The sequence below is a fragment of the Oceanicola sp. 502str15 genome (assembly GCF_024105635.1).
Lineage (GTDB): Bacteria > Pseudomonadota > Alphaproteobacteria > Rhodobacterales > Rhodobacteraceae > Vannielia.
Genome location: NZ_WYDQ01000001.1, coordinates 1,424,071 through 1,439,160 on the forward strand (window position 1 = coordinate 1,424,071; position 15,090 = coordinate 1,439,160).

The following is a 15,090-nucleotide window of genomic DNA, read 5'->3' on the forward strand; positions in this document are numbered from 1 at the left end:
CCGGCCGCGTGCCTCCCGGCTAGGAGGCGGCCTCACGGCGTTGCATCCCCGCCGTCACGCGGGCGCGCGCAGAGCGCCGCTTGCCCGATTGCTTCTTCTGGATGCGCCCGAGACGGCGCAGGTTGCGCGCCGTGGTGTCGCGCAGCGGATGGATCATCGCCCGCCAGATCTCGTCGGGCCTGCGCCCGCTCACGGCCAGCATGACACCGGCCATTGCCGCCGCCGAGAAGGCCGTGCTCTTTTCCAGAAACATCCGCTGGATCTCGTCCGGCTCACGCGGCCCAAGCCCCGAAAGCCCCATGACGCGATGAGAGATGACCGATTGGCTTTCGGCCATGAGCCACGCCGCCTGAAGCCCGGTTGCCCAGACCTCCAGCGCCAGACGTTCCGGGCGCACCGTGGCAACCTGATGCCAGTCGGGGCCCGAAGACGTGAGTAAATTCCGTTTCAATCTGACGCTCCTGATGAGTTATCGACGTGTACTAAACCTCCCGAAGTCTCTCGCAGTCCTGGGTTCGGTCCGGCTCAGCGCGGCTCGAAGTCGGGCGCGAGGCTGATCTTGCCCTTGGCCCCGCTGCGCTTGGCCTCGGCCGTCTCGGTCTTCGCGGCCTCCCCCTTCGCCTCCGGCGCGGGCTTGGGCGCTTCAGGCTTGGCCTCCGGCGCAGGCTTGGGGGCCTCTGCCTTCACCTCGGGCGCAGGCTTCGGTGCTTCGGCCTTGGCTTCAGGCGCGGTCGTCGGGGCTTCCGCCGTGGCTTCGGGCGCGGGCTTCGGGGCTTCCGCCTTCACTTCCGGCGCAGGCTTCGGGGCTTCGGCTTTAACTTCCGGCGCAGGCTTCGGAGCCTCGGCCTTAACTTCGGGCGCAGGCTTCGGCGCTTCGGCCTTCACCTCAGGCGCAGGCTTCGGAGCCTTCGTCGCCGCTTTCGGCGCAACCTTGGGCGCGGTCTTCCGGGCGGCCGGCTTGCGCTTGGCCGCCGGCTTCGGCGCCGCCTTCGCGGCAGGGGCCGCCTTGGCAGCGGGCGCCTCGGAAACCGCCTCCTTGGGCGCGGCAGCGGGCTTCGCAGCGGCTTTCGCAACAGCCTTCTTCGGCGCGGCCTTCGCAGCAGGCTTCTTCGCCACCGCCTTCTTCGCCGCGGGTTTCTTCGCCGCAGCCGTCTTTGCCACCGGCTCCGCCTTCATCGGCACAACGTCCGCCTCGGCCTTCACGGCGGCCTTCGCCTTCTCCGGGGCCTTCGCCTTCCCGGGGGCCTTCGCAGCAGCCTTCCCGGCCGGCGTCGCCAGAATGCGCTCACCCGCCCCCGGCCAGACTTCCATCATGCCAAAACCGGCGCGGGCCATCGTCATCTGGGACTCGATCACCGAGCTCCAGAGCACAACGCCGTTGCGCCACATATCTATCGCTGTGAGTGTATGCCGCATTGGATATCCCCTTGCTGAAGTGTCCGGGGCGAACAGAAGCCCCGGAGGCGTTCAAAACTAACGAAATTCTCAGCGCACGGCCGCAGAGCCTGCTGCGCTCTCCCCTTTAGACTACGCGATTGCTGCAAGCGCGAAAAGACCCCATCTCGTCGCACCGGGCAAAGAATGCCTTTTTTACTTGAGATTTTCGTGAGTGCCCGAAGATTGGGCCAAGTTGAAATGCCGCATTGCAGCAACATCCCGCTCATCCCGTGACACCACCGCGGAATCACCTTCGCCCCGCTTCCCACGGGCCAGCCCCCCGAGGCACTGGCGCCCGGCGCCCGCCCGCGCTATCCCTGCCTCATGACCCAACGCCTCACGATCCGCCGCCCCGACGACTGGCACCTTCACCTGCGCGACGGGGCCATGCTCCGCGCCGTGCTGCCCCAGACCGTCGCCCATTTTTCCCGCGCCATCATCATGCCCAACTTGGTGCCGCCGGTTGTGACCATGTCCGACGCCATGGCCTACCGCGAGCGCATCCTCGCCGCCTCACCCGGCGTCGGCCTCTTCGAGCCGCTGATGACGCTCTACATGACCGAGGAGACGGACCCCGAGGATGTGGCCGCCGCCTATGCCTCCGGCCTCGTCAAGGCGGTCAAGCTCTACCCCGCCGGGGCCACCACCAACTCGGCCTCCGGCGTGCGCGACTTCGACAAGGTGCGCCCGGTGCTGGAGAAGATGGCCGAGATCGGCATGCCGCTGTGCATGCACGGCGAGGTGACGACCCACGATGTCGACATCTTCGACCGCGAGGCGGTGTTCATCGACACCGTGCTCGACCCGCTGCGCCGCGCCACGCCGGGGCTGCGGGTGGTGATGGAGCATATCACCACCGCTGAGGCCGTCGCCTACCTGAAGGAGGGCGGCGCGGATCTGGGCGCCACGATCACCACGCACCACCTGATGATCAACCGCAACCACATGCTGGTCGGCGGCATCCGCCCGCATTACTATTGCCTTCCGGTGGTGAAGCGCGAAAAGCACCGCGAGGCCCTCGCCGAGCTGGCCACATCGGGCTTCGAGCGCTGCTTCCTCGGCACCGACAGCGCCCCCCACCTCGCCACCGACAAGGAAAGCCCCTGCGGCTGCGCCGGGGTGTTCTCGGCCCCGGTGACGATGAGCTGCCTTGCGGCGCTCTTCGAGGAGGTCGGCGCGCTCGACAAGCTCGAGGCCTTCACCTCGCTGAACGGCCCCGCCTTCTACCGCCTGCCCGCCAACGAAGCGACGATCACGCTCTCCAAGGGCGACGAGGCCCTCACCTTCGCCCCGCAGATCGAAACCGAGAACGGCCCCGTCGTGGTCTTCGACCCGGGCCGCCCGCTGCACTGGCAGGTGGAGGACGAGCTCTGATCTCCCACCCTGCCCCGACGTCGCGCGGGTTGCAGGCGTCGCCGTATGGATATTTATGAGCAAGAAAATGACAGGAGCTGCGCCATGATCCCCACCTCGCATCCAGACGACGCCACCATCGCCCGCATTTCCGCGGGCATGTTGCTGGAAATCGGCGCGGTGCACTTCAACCAGCGCGAGCCCTTCACCTATTCCTCCGGCCTCAAGGGCCCGACCTACATCGACTGCCGCAAGCTCATCAGCTTTCCGCGCATCCGCTCCACGCTGATGGACTTCCTCGTGGTGAAGGTCATGCGCGACGCGGGCTTCGAGGCCTTCGACAACATCGCCGGCGGCGAGACCGCAGGCATCCCCTTCGCCGCCTTCGTCGCCGACCGCATGGCCCTGCCCATGAGCTACGTGCGCAAGAAGGCCAAGGGCTACGGCCGCAACGCCCGGATCGAGGGCGACATGTCCGAGGGACAGCGCGTGCTGCTGGTGGAAGACCTCACCACCGACGGCGGCTCGAAGATTTCCTTCGTCGACGCCATCCGCGAAACCGGCGCAAGCTGCGCCCATACCGCCGTGATCTTCTACTACGGCATCTTCCCCGAGACCGAAAAGACACTGGGCGACCACGGCGTGACCCTGCACCACCTCTGCACCTGGTGGGACGTGCTGGCGGTGGCCCGCGAGCGCGGCAGCTTCGACGCCGAAACCCTCGACGGGGTCGAGGCCTTCCTCAACGACCCCGAAGCCTGGCGCAAAGAAAACGGGGGATAACTTGTGGAAGGCTTCGGGGCAGAATCGCCCGAGGCCATGGCGCATCTAGCCGCCCCCTCGCAACCGACGGCCAGATATGGTATCAATCGGGGCGCGCAGGGAATGGCTCACAGGGTTATGCGCCCCTTATCCACAAGGATTTCCAGATACCCACGAGCCACCTTTTCAGCGTATGACCTGCCTCCACAGGGGGATCGAGCAGCATGAACGAGATCACAGCTTTTCGGCCGGAAGGGTCGGAGGCGCAGGAGACTGCGCCACATAACATCGAGGCCGAGCAACAGCTGCTCGGGGCGATCCTCACCAACAACGACATCTTCGACCGTGTCGCCATGGTGATCAGCGCCGAGCACTTCTACGACCCGCTTCACGCCCGCATCTTCGAGGTCGCCGCCGCGCGGATCGCCAAGAACCTCGCGGCCACGCCGGTCTCGCTCAAGAGCTACCTCGAGGACGAGCCGGGCCTGAAGGAGGTCGGCGGCGCCGCCTATCTCGCCAAGCTCGCCGGGGTGGCCGTGGCCAGCTTCGCCGCGCGCGACTACGCCCAGATCGTCTATGACCTCGCCATCCGCCGCGAGCTGATGGGGCTGGGGCGCAACATCGCCGCCAAGGCCTCCGACATCAATGTGACCTCCGAGCCCAAGGACCAGATCGTCGAGGCCGAGCAGGCGCTCTACAAGCTCTCCGAGCAGGGCCGCACCGAAAGCGGTTTTCAGAGCTTTCTCAAGGCCGTAACCGACGCTGTTAATGTCGCCAACGCGGCCTACCAGCGCGAGGGCGGGCTTGCCGGCATCTCCACCGGCCTCAACGACATGGACCGCAAGCTCGGTGGCCTCCACCCCTCCGACCTGCTGATCCTCGCCGGTCGCCCCTCCATGGGCAAAACCTCGCTGGCCACCAACCTCGCCTTCAACATCGCCAAGGCCTACAAGCGCGGCATGCGCCCCGATGGCACCGAAGGCGCGGTGGATGGCGGCGTTGTCGGTTTCTTCTCGCTCGAAATGAGCGCCGAACAGCTCGCCTCGCGCATCCTCTCCGAAGCCGCCGAGATCAGCAGCCACAAGATCCGACAGGGCGACATGGACGAATCCGAGTTCCGCCGCTTCGTCGAGGCCGCCAAGGCCTTGGAATCCTGCCCGCTCTTCATCGACGACACCGCCGCCCTGCCGATCTCCCAAGTCGCCGCCCGCGCCCGCCGCCTCAAGCGCACGCACGGGCTCGACCTGATCATCGTCGACTATCTCCAGCTCCTGCGCGGTACCGCCGAGAACCGGGTGCAGGAGATCGGCGAAATCTCCATGGGTCTCAAGGCCATCGCCAAGGAGCTGAACATCCCGGTCATCGCCCTCTCCCAGCTCTCGCGTCAGGTCGAAAGCCGCGATGACAAGCGCCCCCAGCTCTCCGACCTGCGGGAATCGGGCTCCATCGAGCAGGACGCAGACGTGGTGATGTTCGTGTTCCGTGAAGAGTATTACGCCGAACGTGAGAAGCCGTCGGACGACCAGCTCGACAAGATGGCCGAATGGCAGGAGCGCATGGCCCGGCTGCACGGCAAGGCCGAGGTGATCATCGGCAAGCAGCGCCACGGCCCCATCGGCACGGTCGAACTGTCCTTCGAAAGCCAGTTCACCCGCTTCGGCAACCTCGTCCAGCCCTGGCAGCAGGGCGGCGGCGGGCAGGTCGACCAGTTCTGACCACCGGCCCCGGCCACTGCCTCCCAACGCATTCTGCTTAGGTGAGCCCGGAGCTGCTTTCCCGCCCCGACCACAAGCGCAGGCCGGACATGGCACGGCGGGGTGGGGTCCTCTCGGCAGTCGCTTCGCGACCGCCTACCGGCCCGGTGTCCGCTGCGCGGACCCCGTTGGCGGGAGCCGCGTCATGTCCGGCCGCACATCACATCCCCGCGACCCCCTTCCCCAGAATCACCTCCTCCCGCATGATCCTCCTCATGCGCGCCGCCCTCCTCGCCCTCGCCCTCTCCACCCTGCCTGCCCAGGCGCAACCCATCGAGGTTGATGTCGAGCTTGCCCTGATGGTCGATGTCTCCCGCTCGATGACCCCCAACGAGGTCGAGATCCAACGGCGCGGCTACGCCGAGGCGATCCTGTCCAACGAGGTGATGACGGCAGTGCAATCGGGCCTGCTCGGCGCCATCGCCGTGACCTACGTCGAATGGGCCGGCGACTACACCCAGCGCGAGATCGTCCCCTGGACCGTGATCCAGACCCCGGAGGACGCCCGCGCCTTTGCCGAGGCCCTGAGCCAGACCTTCGCCGGTGGCATGCGCCGCACCTCGATCTCGGGCGCCATCGAATTTGCCGCAGAATCGATCGAGTCCAACGCCTTTTCGGGGCTGCGCCGGGTGATCGACGTGTCGGGCGACGGACCCAACAACCAGGGGCCGCTGGTGGAGCGTGCCCGCGACGCGGCGCTGGCCAAGGGCATCGTCATCAACGGGCTGCCACTGATGACCAACGAGGGCCTCTCGGGCAACTGGGACATCGGCGGCCTCGACCTTTATTACCGCGACTGCGTGATCGGCGGTGCCGGGGCCTTCGTGATTCCGGTGCATGAGTGGAGCGAGTTCGCGCAGGCCGTCCGGCGCAAGCTGGTGCTCGAGATCGCGGGCCTGCCGCCCCCGGCCCAGATCATCCGCGCACAGGGCCCGTTCGATTGCCAGATCGGCGAAAAGATGTGGGAGCAGCGTCGCCGCTACTGGGACGAACCCTGAGGCACCGCCCCTAGAGCGCGACGATCTCCACGTTCTCGCCCTTCAGCGCAAGGGCCACGCGGCCTTCACACAGCTTCAGCGCATCCTCGCCGAACACCTCGCGCCGCCAGCCGCTCAGGGCCGGAAGGTCGCGCTCGCCGGCGGCGATCTCGTCAAGCTCGGCGGCGCTGGCAATGAGCCGCTGCGCCACGTTGAACCGGTCGCCCTTGGCCTTCAGCAGCACCCGCAGCAGATCGGCCAGCGCCGGGTTGACCTGAAGCTTCTCGCGCCGCCGGTCGACCTGCGGAAACTCCTCCGGGTCCGCCTCGAGCCCGGCGGTCACCGCGCTCAGGATACCTTCGGCAATCTCGCCGCGCCGGGCTTCTCTGAGCAGCAGGCGCGAGCGCGACAATTCCTTTTCATTCCGGGGCTTTGTCGACGCAAGCTCAAGCAGTGCATCATCCTTGTAGACCCGGTTGCGCGGCACGTTCCTGCTCTGTGCATAGGCCTCCCGAAACCGCGCCAGCTCACGCACGATGGCAAGGAAGCGGCCCGAGTTGGTGCGGGTCTTCACCCGCCGCCAGGCCTCGTCGGGCTGCACCACGTAGGTGTCGGGGCTGAGCAACACGCCAAGCTCTTCCTCCACCCAAGGCGCGCGCCCCGATTTGGCCAGCTCGGCGGCCAGAAATTCGTAGACCACCCGCAGGTGGGTCACATCGGCCAGCGCATATTCCTTCTGCGCATCGGTCAGTGGGCGGCGCGACCAGTCGGTGAACCGGCTGCTCTTGTCGACCTGCGCCTTCACGATGCGCTTCACCAGCGTCTCGTAGCCCGCCTGCTCGCCAAAGCCGCAGACCATCGCCGCAACCTGGGTGTCGAACAGCGGCTCGGGGATCACCCCGCCCTCGACAAAGAAGATCTCCAGATCCTGCCGCGCCGCATGAAACACCTTCACCACGTCGCGATTGCGGAACAGCTCGTAGAGCGGCTCCATCGACATCTGATCGCCCTGGATCGGGTCCACCAGCACCGCCTCGCCGTCGCCGGGCAAGGCCAGCTGCACGAGGCAAAGTTTGGAGTAGTAGGTTCTTTCCCGCAGAAATTCTGTGTCCACGGTGATGTAAGGGCCCTTGGCTGCCGTCTGACAGAATGCCGACAGCTCCTCGGTGGTCGTCAATGTGCGCATAGGATGCGGTGGCTCTCTTTTTTCCCGGCGCAGGCTGCGCCACTCGTTTTTGCCGCTCCCAGCTTTCTAGGACCATGCGGAAGGAAAGGAAAGCCTGCCTTGACGTCGATTCAGGACAAGTAAAGTGGCTGGCGTTCACCGCCAGCAAATCGGCGCAAACAGGCCGGGTAGAGCGCGTGTTCGCGGATCAGCACCCGTGCCGCCAGCGCGTCGGGGGTGTCGCCGGGCAGGATCGGCACCCGCGCCTGCCCCAGAATCGGCCCGTCATCCAGCTCCGGCGTCACCTCGTGCACCGTGCAGCCCGCCTCGGCGTCGCCCGCCTCCAGCGCGCGCGCGTGAGTGTGCAATCCGCGATACTTGGGCAGCAGCGAAGGGTGGATGTTCAGCATCCGGCCTTCCCAATGGCGCACGAAGCCTGCCGTCAGCACCCGCATGAAGCCCGCAAGGCAGATCAGGTCCGCTCCGGCGGCCTCCAGCCGCGCCGTCAGCTCGGCCTCGAAGGCGGGGCGGTCCTTGCCGAAGGGCCGGTGATCCACCGCATCCGTCGCCACGCCCAAAGCCTGCGCCCGCGCAAGCCCGCCCGCGCCGGGATCGTTCGACATCACCAGCACCGGGCGCGCCGGATGCCCGGCCTCGCCCATGCTTTCAACGAGCTTCACCATATTGGAGCCGCCGCCCGACAGCAGGATCGCGCAGTTTCGGCTCAAAGCAGCTTCCCGCTGTAGGAAACCCCCTCGCCGGCCACAACGCGGCCCAGCTCGCAGACGGTTTCGCCGGTGTCTTCCAGCAGCGCCTTCAGGCTCCCGGCCTGCTCGGCGTCGACCACGAGCACCATGCCGATGCCAGAGTTGAAGGTCTTCAGCAGCTCGGCCTCCTCCAGCCCGCCGGTCTCGGCCAGCCAGCGGAACACCCCCGGCAACTCCCATGCGCCTAGGTCCACCTCAGCACCCAGCCCCTCGGGCAGCACCCGCGGCAGATTTTCGGTCAGCCCGCCGCCGGTGATATGGGCCAGCCCGTGCACGCCGCCCGCGCGGATCGCCGCCAATACCTGGCGCACATAGATCCGCGTCGGCGTCAGCAGCGCCTCGCCCAGCGTGCCACCGCCGAAGGGCGAAGCCGCCTCCCAGCCAAGCCCGGCCATCTCCACCACCCGGCGCACAAGGCTGTAGCCATTCGAATGCACCCCGTCCGAGGCCAGCCCGAGCAGCACATCGCCCTCGCCCACGCCCTCGGGCAGCGCCGCACCGCGCTCCATCGCGCCCACGGCAAAGCCGGCAAGGTCAAAGTCCTTGCCCTCGTACATCCCCGGCATCTCCGCCGTCTCGCCGCCGATCAGCGCCGCACCGGCCGCCTTGCAGCCCGCCGCAATGCCTTCCACGATCGCGGTGCCCGCGGTCACGTCGAGCTTGCCGGTTGCGAAATAATCAAGGAAAAACAGCGGCTCCGCACCCTGGCAGACAAGGTCGTTCACGCACATGGCCACAAGGTCCACGCCCACGCCGTTGACCACGCCGGTATCAATCGCGATCCGCAGCTTGGTGCCCACCCCGTCGGTCGCCGCCACCAGCACCGGGTCCGTGAACCCCGCGGCCTTAAGGTCGAACAACCCGCCGAAGCCCCCGATGGAGCCCATCACCCCCGCCCGGTCGGTCGATTTCACCGCCGGCTTGATCGCCTCCACAAGCGCATTGCCCGCGTCGATGTCCACACCCGCCTGGGCATAGGTCAAACCGTTCTTTCCATCGCTCATCCGCGCTCTCCTCGGTGCCGTCCCCGGCCCTCTTGGGTGCCGTCCCCGGCGCTTTAAGGCAACTGCTGCGCAATTGCCAGACTGGCTTGACCGCATCCCGCCACGGGCCTAATCAGGCCCCCGGCGGGCCTGTAGCTCAATTGGTTAGAGCAGAGCGCTCATAACGCTTTGGTTGCGGGTTCAAGTCCTGCCGGGCCTACCACCGCTCTCCCCCCCGTTTTACCTGTCACCGCCGCCGCCCCTGCGGTAGCCTGCCCCATGGTCGATGATCTCACCCCCGCCCGCCTGCCGCTGGCCGAGGCCGCCCGGGCCGCCGCCTCAGGCAATGCCGCAGGGGTCAAGACGCCGGCCCTCAAGGCCCTGTCGGTCAAGGAAATCTCCGCCCCCGAGCTGTCCCGGGCCGTGACCCTGCTGCTCGATGCCGGCCACGGCGAGGCGGCCCTGCGCGCGCTGCGCAAGCATTGCGAGGGCAAGGCCCCCCTTGCCGCCGGATTCGCCCGCCTCGGGGCGCTCTATTTCGAGGCCGACAAGCGAGGCCCCGCCGTCCGCGCCCTGTCCCGCGCCCTGCGGATGCATGCCGATGACCGCCAGAGTGCCTTCCTGCTGGCCGACCTTCACCTGAAGGCGGGCGATGTCGCGGCGGCAGAGGCCGTCTGGCACACCGTCTTCGCCGCCCGCCCAAGCGATGCCGACATTCGCCTGCGCGCCGCCACCCAGTTCGCCCATTTCGGCGCAACCGACCCTGCCCGCGCCTTCGTGGCCCTCGCCACCCCGCTGCATGACGACCCGGTCGAGCTTGCCTTCATGGGGGCCGCCATCACCGGCGACGAGCCCCCCGAGCTGCCCGACCCGGGCTATATCGCCCGCTTCTTCGACCGCACCGCCGCGCATTTCGATGCCAGCCTCGCCGGGGTGCAGTATCGCGGCCCCGAGGTGCTCTCCGCCACTCTCAAAAGCCTCGCCATCACCCCCGGCGCCGGCCTCACCGTGCTTGACGCCGGCTGCGGTTCCGGCCTCTCCGCCGCCATCCTCTCCCCCATCTCCGCCCGCCTCGACGGGCTCGACATCAGCCCCGGCATTCTCGAAGAGGCCGCCAAGACCGGCGCCTACGCCAGCCTCTTCACCCTCGACCTTGCCCGCGATGCCGCGCCCGAGCCGGGCCTCTACGATCTTGTCGTGGCGATGGACGTCATTATCTATACCGGCAATGCCACCCCTGCCCTCGCCACCATGGCCCAGGCCCTCAAGCCCGGAGGCCGCCTTGTCGTAACCTGTGAAGACGCCCCCGACCGGCCCGATGGCTGGCGCCTCACCCCCTCCGGGCGCTACTGTCACGGGCAGGACTACATCCGCGCCGCGCTCGCCGAAGCCGGCTTCAACCCGCCCGACCACGTCGCCGCCGAAACCCTGCGCAACGAGTTCCGCCGCCCGGTCCCCGGCTTCGTGATCTCCGCAACCCGCAAGTAAGAACGCCTCCAGCCATGCACCTGCCCCTCGCCCAAAGCTATGCCACCCTCGGCCCGCAGTTCTTCCGCGCGCAACCGGCCGAGCCCGTCGCCGCGCCCGAACTGCTGCTGCTGAACGAGGCCCTCGCCCGCAGCCTCACCCTCGACCCCGAGGCGCTGAAATCCCCCGAAGGGCTCGCCCTGCTCTCCGGCAACGAAGCCCCCGCGCAGCACAGCCCCATCGCCCAGGCCTATGCCGGCCACCAGTTCGGCGGCTGGTCGCCCCAGCTCGGCGATGGCCGCGCCCTGCTGCTGGGTGACATCACCACGCCCGAGGGTACCTTCGACCTCCAGCTCAAAGGCTCCGGGCGCACCCCCTTCTCGCGCAACGGCGATGGCCGCGCATGGCTCGGCCCGGTGCTGCGCGAATACATCGTCTCCGAGGCCATGCAGGCCCTCGGCGTGCCCACCACCCGCGCGCTGGCGGCCGTCGCCACCGGCGAGCGCGTCCAACGCGAGCGCGCCTATCCCGGTGCCATTCTCACTCGCGTCGCCGCCAGCCACATCCGCGTCGGCACCTTCCAGTATTTCGCCGCCCGCAATGATGTGCAGGCACTGGAGGCCCTCACCGCCTTCGCGCTCAAGCGCCACTACCCCGAGGCCGAGGGCCCCATGGGTCTGCTCTCCGCCGTTGTGGCGGCGCAGGCCCGGCTCATCGCCCACTGGATGTCGCTCGGCTTCATCCACGGCGTCATGAACACCGACAACATGGCGATCTCCGGCCAGACAATCGACTACGGCCCCTGCGCCTTCATCGACGCCTACCACCCGCAAACCGTCTATTCCTCGATCGACCGGATGGGCCGCTACGCCTACGACCAGCAGGCCCAGATCGGCGGCTGGAATCTCGCCCAGCTCGCCTCCGCCCTGCTCCCGATCATGGGCGGCGAAGAGGCGATCCCCGAGGCCACCGAGCGCGTCAACGCCTTCCGCGACATCTACCAGGCCGAATATCTCGCCCGCTTCGGCGCCAAGCTCGGCCTCGCAGAGCCGACCGCCGAGGATCTCTCCCTCGTCACCGGGCTGCTCGAGATCATGGCCACCGAACAGGCCGATTTCACCAACACCTTCCGTGCCCTCACCGAGGGCCACAATCCCCTGCCCGACAGCCTCGCCTTCGCCGCATGGCATGGCCGCTGGCAGGCCCTCGCGCCGTCCCTCGATCTGATGAAACAAGCCAACCCGGCCCTGATCCCCCGCAACCACCGCATCGAGCAGGCGATCGAGGCCGCCGTCGCGGGCGACCTCGCGCCCACCACCCGGCTCATTCAGGCCCTCGCCACCCCCTTCGATCCCCCCGAAGGCACCGAAGACCTCCGCCTGCCACCCCTCCCCGAAGAGGAAGTGCAAGCCACCTTCTGCGGCACCTGAGCGCCCCGCTCGCTCCACCAAACCCGTCATCCTCGGGCTCGACCCGAGGATCTCCCCCCAAAGCCGATCAGCCCAAGCCAGCCCCTCCCCCTCACACCGTCCGAACCCGCCCCACAGGCCGGTTCACCAGCCAGAGCCCCGCCGCCACCAGAGCCAGCGCCAGCAGGATGACCCCCGGCAGCGGCTCGTTCAGAATCAGCCAGCCCAGCAAGGTGCCGAACACCGGCGTCAGAAACCCGAAGCTCGCCACCGAGCTCGCCGGGTAGAGCTTCAATATCCACATCCAGAAAAGAAACCCCGCGCCCGAAATCACCAGCCCCTGCACCAGCAGAATGCCCCAATGCAGCAGCTCCGGCCCGCGCATCAGCGGCCCGAAGAGCGGCGCCAGCAGGCAGAGCAGCGGCGCGCTCACCGCGAGCTGCCACATAAGCTGGCTCTCCGCCCGCATCTCCCGCAGCCGCGTGCCCCGCGCCACCAGCGCGATCCCGGCCCAGCACCATGCGCCCGCCAGCGCGCAGAGATCCCCCGCAATCGCCCCCTCGCCCTTGGCCCCGGCCAGCAGCGCGATCGCCACGCCCGAGAAGGCCAGCGCCAGCCCCGCCAGTTTCACCGCGGTCAGCCGCTCGCCCGGCAGCAGAAAATGCGCCATCAGCGCCAGCCACACGGGCATGGTGTAGAACATCAGCGCCGAGCGGGCGACGGTGGTGAGATCGAGCGCCACGAACAGCGCCACGAACTCGCCGGTAAACAGCAACCCCAGCACCAGCCCCAGCCCGCGCACCCCGGGGCCGATCTCCAGCGCAATCCCGCGCGCCCGCATCCACAGCAGCAGAAAGACCAGCGACAGAATCGAACGCATCCCGGCAAAGAACACCGGACCGAACCCGCCGTTCCCCACCTTGATGATCACCTGCCCAAAGCCCAGCAGCAGCGAAAACGCCACAAGGCTCGCTGCCCCGAAGGCATCAATTCGATCTTTCCGCTCCATCCCCGCCTCGCCTATAACCTCCCCCAACGCGGGGTGCTTCCCGTCACCTGTTCACGAAGGCAAAGCCGCCGCAACCCTAGGCGACCTACAATAGAGGGGCCGAAAATGACGGACTCGAACAAAGGATTCACCCAAGACCTTCAAGAATTGAATCGCCAACATGCATTACGTGCCTTTGATCAAAATCGGCGCGCAGCCGAAAGTGCGCGCAATGCAGCGATAGATTCAGCTAACATTGTTATTCGATCACTAATCTTGGTGAACGGCGGTGCAGTAATTGCTTTGCTAACCTTCGCTGGAACAATTGAGAACGGTCCCACTGGGCCAGCCATAGAACTCGGGCAACTCGCGAACTCTATCAGGTACTTCGCGTTCGGAGTGGGTTCGGCTGTTATCGTCGCGGCTTGCGCCTATCTTGTGAATATGTGGGACGAGGAGATCATCTCATCTGTCGAACACGTTTGGGAGCATCCGTATGTTAGGGCGAAGAGCATCGCCAAAGTGTTTACTTACGTTAGAGTCGTCGTTCACCATTTTGCAATCGCACTGTCAGTAACATCTATATTGTTGTTTTTCCTAGGAATTTTTTCGGTTACCAATACAATAACCAGTATGAACTCATAGCTCTCTTTAGTTCTTCCAAAACCAAGTCTGAACCATAATGACCCTGCTCCAGATCGCCTCGCTCCTCATCGTGCTGGCCGCCGCCTTCGGTACCATCAACTACCTCGTCCTCAAGCTGCCCTCCGCCATCGGCATCCTCGTCGTGGCCCTGCTGGCCTCCCTCGGCGTGCTCGCCTTCGACTTCATCTTTCCCGCCTCCACCGTGGAAGAGAGCATCACCGCCGTGGTCAAGGACATCGAGTTCTCCGACGCCCTGCTTGAGGGGATGCTCGGCCTGCTGCTCTTTGCCGGCGCGCTGCACGTGAAGGTCGCAGACCTGCGGGCCGAATGGCCGGCGGTGCTGATGATGGCCACCATCGGCGTCGGCCTCTCCACCGTCATCGCGGGCGTCGGCTTCTCGTGGATCACCGGCATGCCGCTGATGATCGCACTGGTCTTCGGCGCGCTGATCTCCCCCACCGACCCGGTCGCGGTGCTCGGCGTGCTGCGGGCCGCCAAGCTCGACAAGCGGCTCGAGACCAAGATCGCCGGCGAAAGCCTGTTCAACGACGGCGTGGGCTACGTCGTCTACCTCGTGCTGCTCGGCCTCGCCTTCCCCGGCCTCTCCGGCCATGGCGAAAGCACCGTGACCCTCGAGGCCGAGCACCTTGCCGAAGAGGCCGCCTCCCATGGCGGCTCTGCCCTTGCCGATGCGGCGGTGCTCTTTGCCCAGGAGGCGCTCGGCGGCGCGGCGCTCGGCATGATCCTGGGGTGGATCACATGGCGCGTCATGCGCCGGATCAACGACTACTCGCTCGAGGTGCTCATCACCCTCGCGCTCGCCTTCGGCGGTTACGAGCTGGCGATCTGGCTGCATGTCTCCGCCCCGATCATGGCGGTCTGCGCCGGGCTGCTGATCGGCGAGGTCAGCTACCGCGACGCGATGTCCGAAGAGACCCGCAATTACGTCGACGCCTTCTGGAAACTGATCGACGAGATCCTCAACGCCGTCCTCTTCCTGCTGATCGGGGTCGAACTCTTCGCGGTGAGCTTCGAGGCCAGCTTCCTCGTCTCCGCCGTGGCCGCCATCGGCCTGGCCCTGCTGGCCCGCCTCGCCGCCGTGGCGGTGCCGGTGCTCATCCTGCGCCCCTTCCACAACATGCCCGACAACGTCATCCCCCTGATGACATGGGGCGGCCTCAAGGGCGGCATCTCCGTCGCCCTCGCCCTCTCGCTTCCCGATTCGGAGTGGAAGCCGCTGATTCTCACGACCACCTACGTGATCGTGCTGTTTTCGATCATCGTGCAGGGCCTTACTGTTGCCCCATTTGCGGCAAGATTGGACAAAAAAGCCTCCTGAGCCACACTGTCCACAGCGCAAAAACCTCGGCGGCGCGGCAATAT

Annotated in this window: 14 protein-coding genes and 1 tRNA gene; 9 read left to right on the forward strand and 6 right to left on the reverse strand. The window is 66.9% G+C overall.

The features are described 5' to 3' along the window. Positions 1 to 19: 19 nt before the first annotated feature. Both GTH22_RS06830 and GTH22_RS06835 read right to left on the reverse strand, forming a co-directional pair. Positions 20 to 451 carry a hypothetical protein gene (locus GTH22_RS06830; protein WP_252944165.1) on the reverse strand — a complete coding sequence of 144 codons (432 nt, stop codon included), beginning with the start codon at positions 449 to 451 and terminating at the stop codon, positions 20 to 22. Positions 452 to 525: 74 nt separating this feature from the next. Continuing rightward, the gene (locus tag GTH22_RS06835; protein ID WP_252947695.1) at positions 526 to 1,416 is read right to left on the reverse strand and encodes a hypothetical protein; all 891 of its coding nucleotides are present in this window, start codon (positions 1,414 to 1,416) and stop codon (positions 526 to 528) included. Positions 1,417 to 1,761: 345 nt separating this feature from the next. On the opposite strand from GTH22_RS06835, the gene pyrC reads away from it, so the two are divergent. The 4 genes from pyrC (at position 1,762) to GTH22_RS06855 (ending at position 6,304) form a co-directional block, all read left to right on the forward strand. Then, a complete protein-coding gene (gene pyrC, locus GTH22_RS06840; protein ID WP_252944167.1) occupies positions 1,762 to 2,811 on the forward strand; it encodes a dihydroorotase in 1,050 nt (349 codons plus the stop codon). 84 nt (positions 2,812 to 2,895) lie between these two features. After that, positions 2,896 to 3,573, forward strand: a complete 678-nt coding sequence (locus GTH22_RS06845) for an orotate phosphoribosyltransferase (RefSeq protein WP_252944169.1) — start codon at positions 2,896 to 2,898, stop codon at positions 3,571 to 3,573. A 203-nt stretch (positions 3,574 to 3,776) separates the two neighbouring features. Further along, positions 3,777 to 5,267: a replicative DNA helicase gene (locus GTH22_RS06850; protein WP_252944171.1), complete on the forward strand. Its 1,491-nt coding sequence runs from the start codon at positions 3,777 to 3,779 to the stop codon at positions 5,265 to 5,267. A 242-nt stretch (positions 5,268 to 5,509) separates the two neighbouring features. Further along, positions 5,510 to 6,304: a DUF1194 domain-containing protein gene (locus tag GTH22_RS06855; protein WP_252944173.1), complete on the forward strand. Its 795-nt coding sequence runs from the start codon at positions 5,510 to 5,512 to the stop codon at positions 6,302 to 6,304. A gap of 10 nt (positions 6,305 to 6,314) precedes the next feature. Here the strand turns inward: GTH22_RS06855 and rnd are convergent, their stop codons facing one another. The 3 genes from rnd to purM form a co-directional block, all read right to left on the reverse strand. Continuing rightward, positions 6,315 to 7,469 carry a ribonuclease D gene (rnd, locus tag GTH22_RS06860; protein WP_252944174.1) on the reverse strand — a complete coding sequence of 385 codons (1,155 nt, stop codon included), beginning with the start codon at positions 7,467 to 7,469 and terminating at the stop codon, positions 6,315 to 6,317. A 110-nt stretch (positions 7,470 to 7,579) separates the two neighbouring features. Then, on the reverse strand, positions 7,580 to 8,176 hold the full coding sequence (gene purN, locus GTH22_RS06865) for a phosphoribosylglycinamide formyltransferase (RefSeq protein ID WP_256471561.1): 597 nt from the start codon (positions 8,174 to 8,176) through the stop codon (positions 7,580 to 7,582). Then, complete coding sequence (gene purM / locus GTH22_RS06870; protein WP_252944176.1) at positions 8,173 to 9,219, reverse strand: phosphoribosylformylglycinamidine cyclo-ligase; 1,047 nt, start codon at positions 9,217 to 9,219, stop codon at positions 8,173 to 8,175. Before purM ends, purN begins: the two co-directional genes overlap by 4 nt. Before the next feature lie 125 nt (positions 9,220 to 9,344). On the opposite strand from purM, the gene GTH22_RS06875 reads away from it, so the two are divergent. The 3 genes from GTH22_RS06875 (at position 9,345) to GTH22_RS06885 (ending at position 12,095) form a co-directional block, all read left to right on the forward strand. Next, positions 9,345 to 9,421, forward strand: a tRNA-Ile gene (locus GTH22_RS06875). A 56-nt stretch (positions 9,422 to 9,477) separates the two neighbouring features. Beyond that, positions 9,478 to 10,686, forward strand: coding sequence for a methyltransferase (locus GTH22_RS06880; protein ID WP_252944178.1), 1,209 nt, complete (start codon positions 9,478 to 9,480; stop codon positions 10,684 to 10,686). Positions 10,687 to 10,700: 14 nt separating this feature from the next. Continuing rightward, positions 10,701 to 12,095 carry a YdiU family protein gene (locus GTH22_RS06885; protein WP_252944180.1) on the forward strand — a complete coding sequence of 465 codons (1,395 nt, stop codon included), beginning with the start codon at positions 10,701 to 10,703 and terminating at the stop codon, positions 12,093 to 12,095. A gap of 91 nt (positions 12,096 to 12,186) precedes the next feature. On the opposite strand, the gene GTH22_RS06890 is transcribed toward GTH22_RS06885, so the two are convergent. Next, positions 12,187 to 13,083, reverse strand: coding sequence for a DMT family transporter (locus GTH22_RS06890; RefSeq protein ID WP_252944181.1), 897 nt, complete (start codon positions 13,081 to 13,083; stop codon positions 12,187 to 12,189). Between the two features lie 105 nt (positions 13,084 to 13,188). Here GTH22_RS06890 and GTH22_RS06895 point away from each other — a divergent pair, with 105 nt between their 5' ends. Together GTH22_RS06895 and GTH22_RS06900 are read left to right on the forward strand one after the other, a co-directional pair. Then, complete coding sequence (locus tag GTH22_RS06895) at positions 13,189 to 13,707, forward strand: hypothetical protein (protein ID WP_252944183.1); 519 nt, start codon at positions 13,189 to 13,191, stop codon at positions 13,705 to 13,707. 37 nt (positions 13,708 to 13,744) lie between these two features. Next, entirely contained in the window at positions 13,745 to 15,046 is a 1,302-nt protein-coding gene (locus GTH22_RS06900; RefSeq protein WP_252944184.1) for a sodium:proton antiporter, read from the forward strand. The last annotated feature ends 44 nt before the right edge of the window (positions 15,047 to 15,090 follow it).

Coding starts and splice junctions, on each gene's coding strand:
- GTH22_RS06835 (WP_252947695.1), bottom strand. CDS start 1,416: ATGCGGCATACACTCACAGCGATAGATATGTGGCGCAACGGCGTTGTG.
- pyrC (WP_252944167.1), top strand. CDS start 1,762: ATGACCCAACGCCTCACGATCCGCCGCCCCGACGACTGGCACCTTCAC.
- GTH22_RS06845 (WP_252944169.1), top strand. CDS start 2,896: ATGATCCCCACCTCGCATCCAGACGACGCCACCATCGCCCGCATTTCC.
- GTH22_RS06850 (WP_252944171.1), top strand. CDS start 3,777: ATGAACGAGATCACAGCTTTTCGGCCGGAAGGGTCGGAGGCGCAGGAG.
- GTH22_RS06855 (WP_252944173.1), top strand. CDS start 5,510: ATGATCCTCCTCATGCGCGCCGCCCTCCTCGCCCTCGCCCTCTCCACC.
- rnd (WP_252944174.1), bottom strand. CDS start 7,469: ATGCGCACATTGACGACCACCGAGGAGCTGTCGGCATTCTGTCAGACG.
- purM (WP_252944176.1), bottom strand. CDS start 9,219: ATGAGCGATGGAAAGAACGGTTTGACCTATGCCCAGGCGGGTGTGGAC.
- GTH22_RS06880 (WP_252944178.1), top strand. CDS start 9,478: ATGGTCGATGATCTCACCCCCGCCCGCCTGCCGCTGGCCGAGGCCGCC.
- GTH22_RS06885 (WP_252944180.1), top strand. CDS start 10,701: ATGCACCTGCCCCTCGCCCAAAGCTATGCCACCCTCGGCCCGCAGTTC.
- GTH22_RS06890 (WP_252944181.1), bottom strand. CDS start 13,083: ATGGAGCGGAAAGATCGAATTGATGCCTTCGGGGCAGCGAGCCTTGTG.
- GTH22_RS06895 (WP_252944183.1), top strand. CDS start 13,189: ATGACGGACTCGAACAAAGGATTCACCCAAGACCTTCAAGAATTGAAT.
- GTH22_RS06900 (WP_252944184.1), top strand. CDS start 13,745: ATGACCCTGCTCCAGATCGCCTCGCTCCTCATCGTGCTGGCCGCCGCC.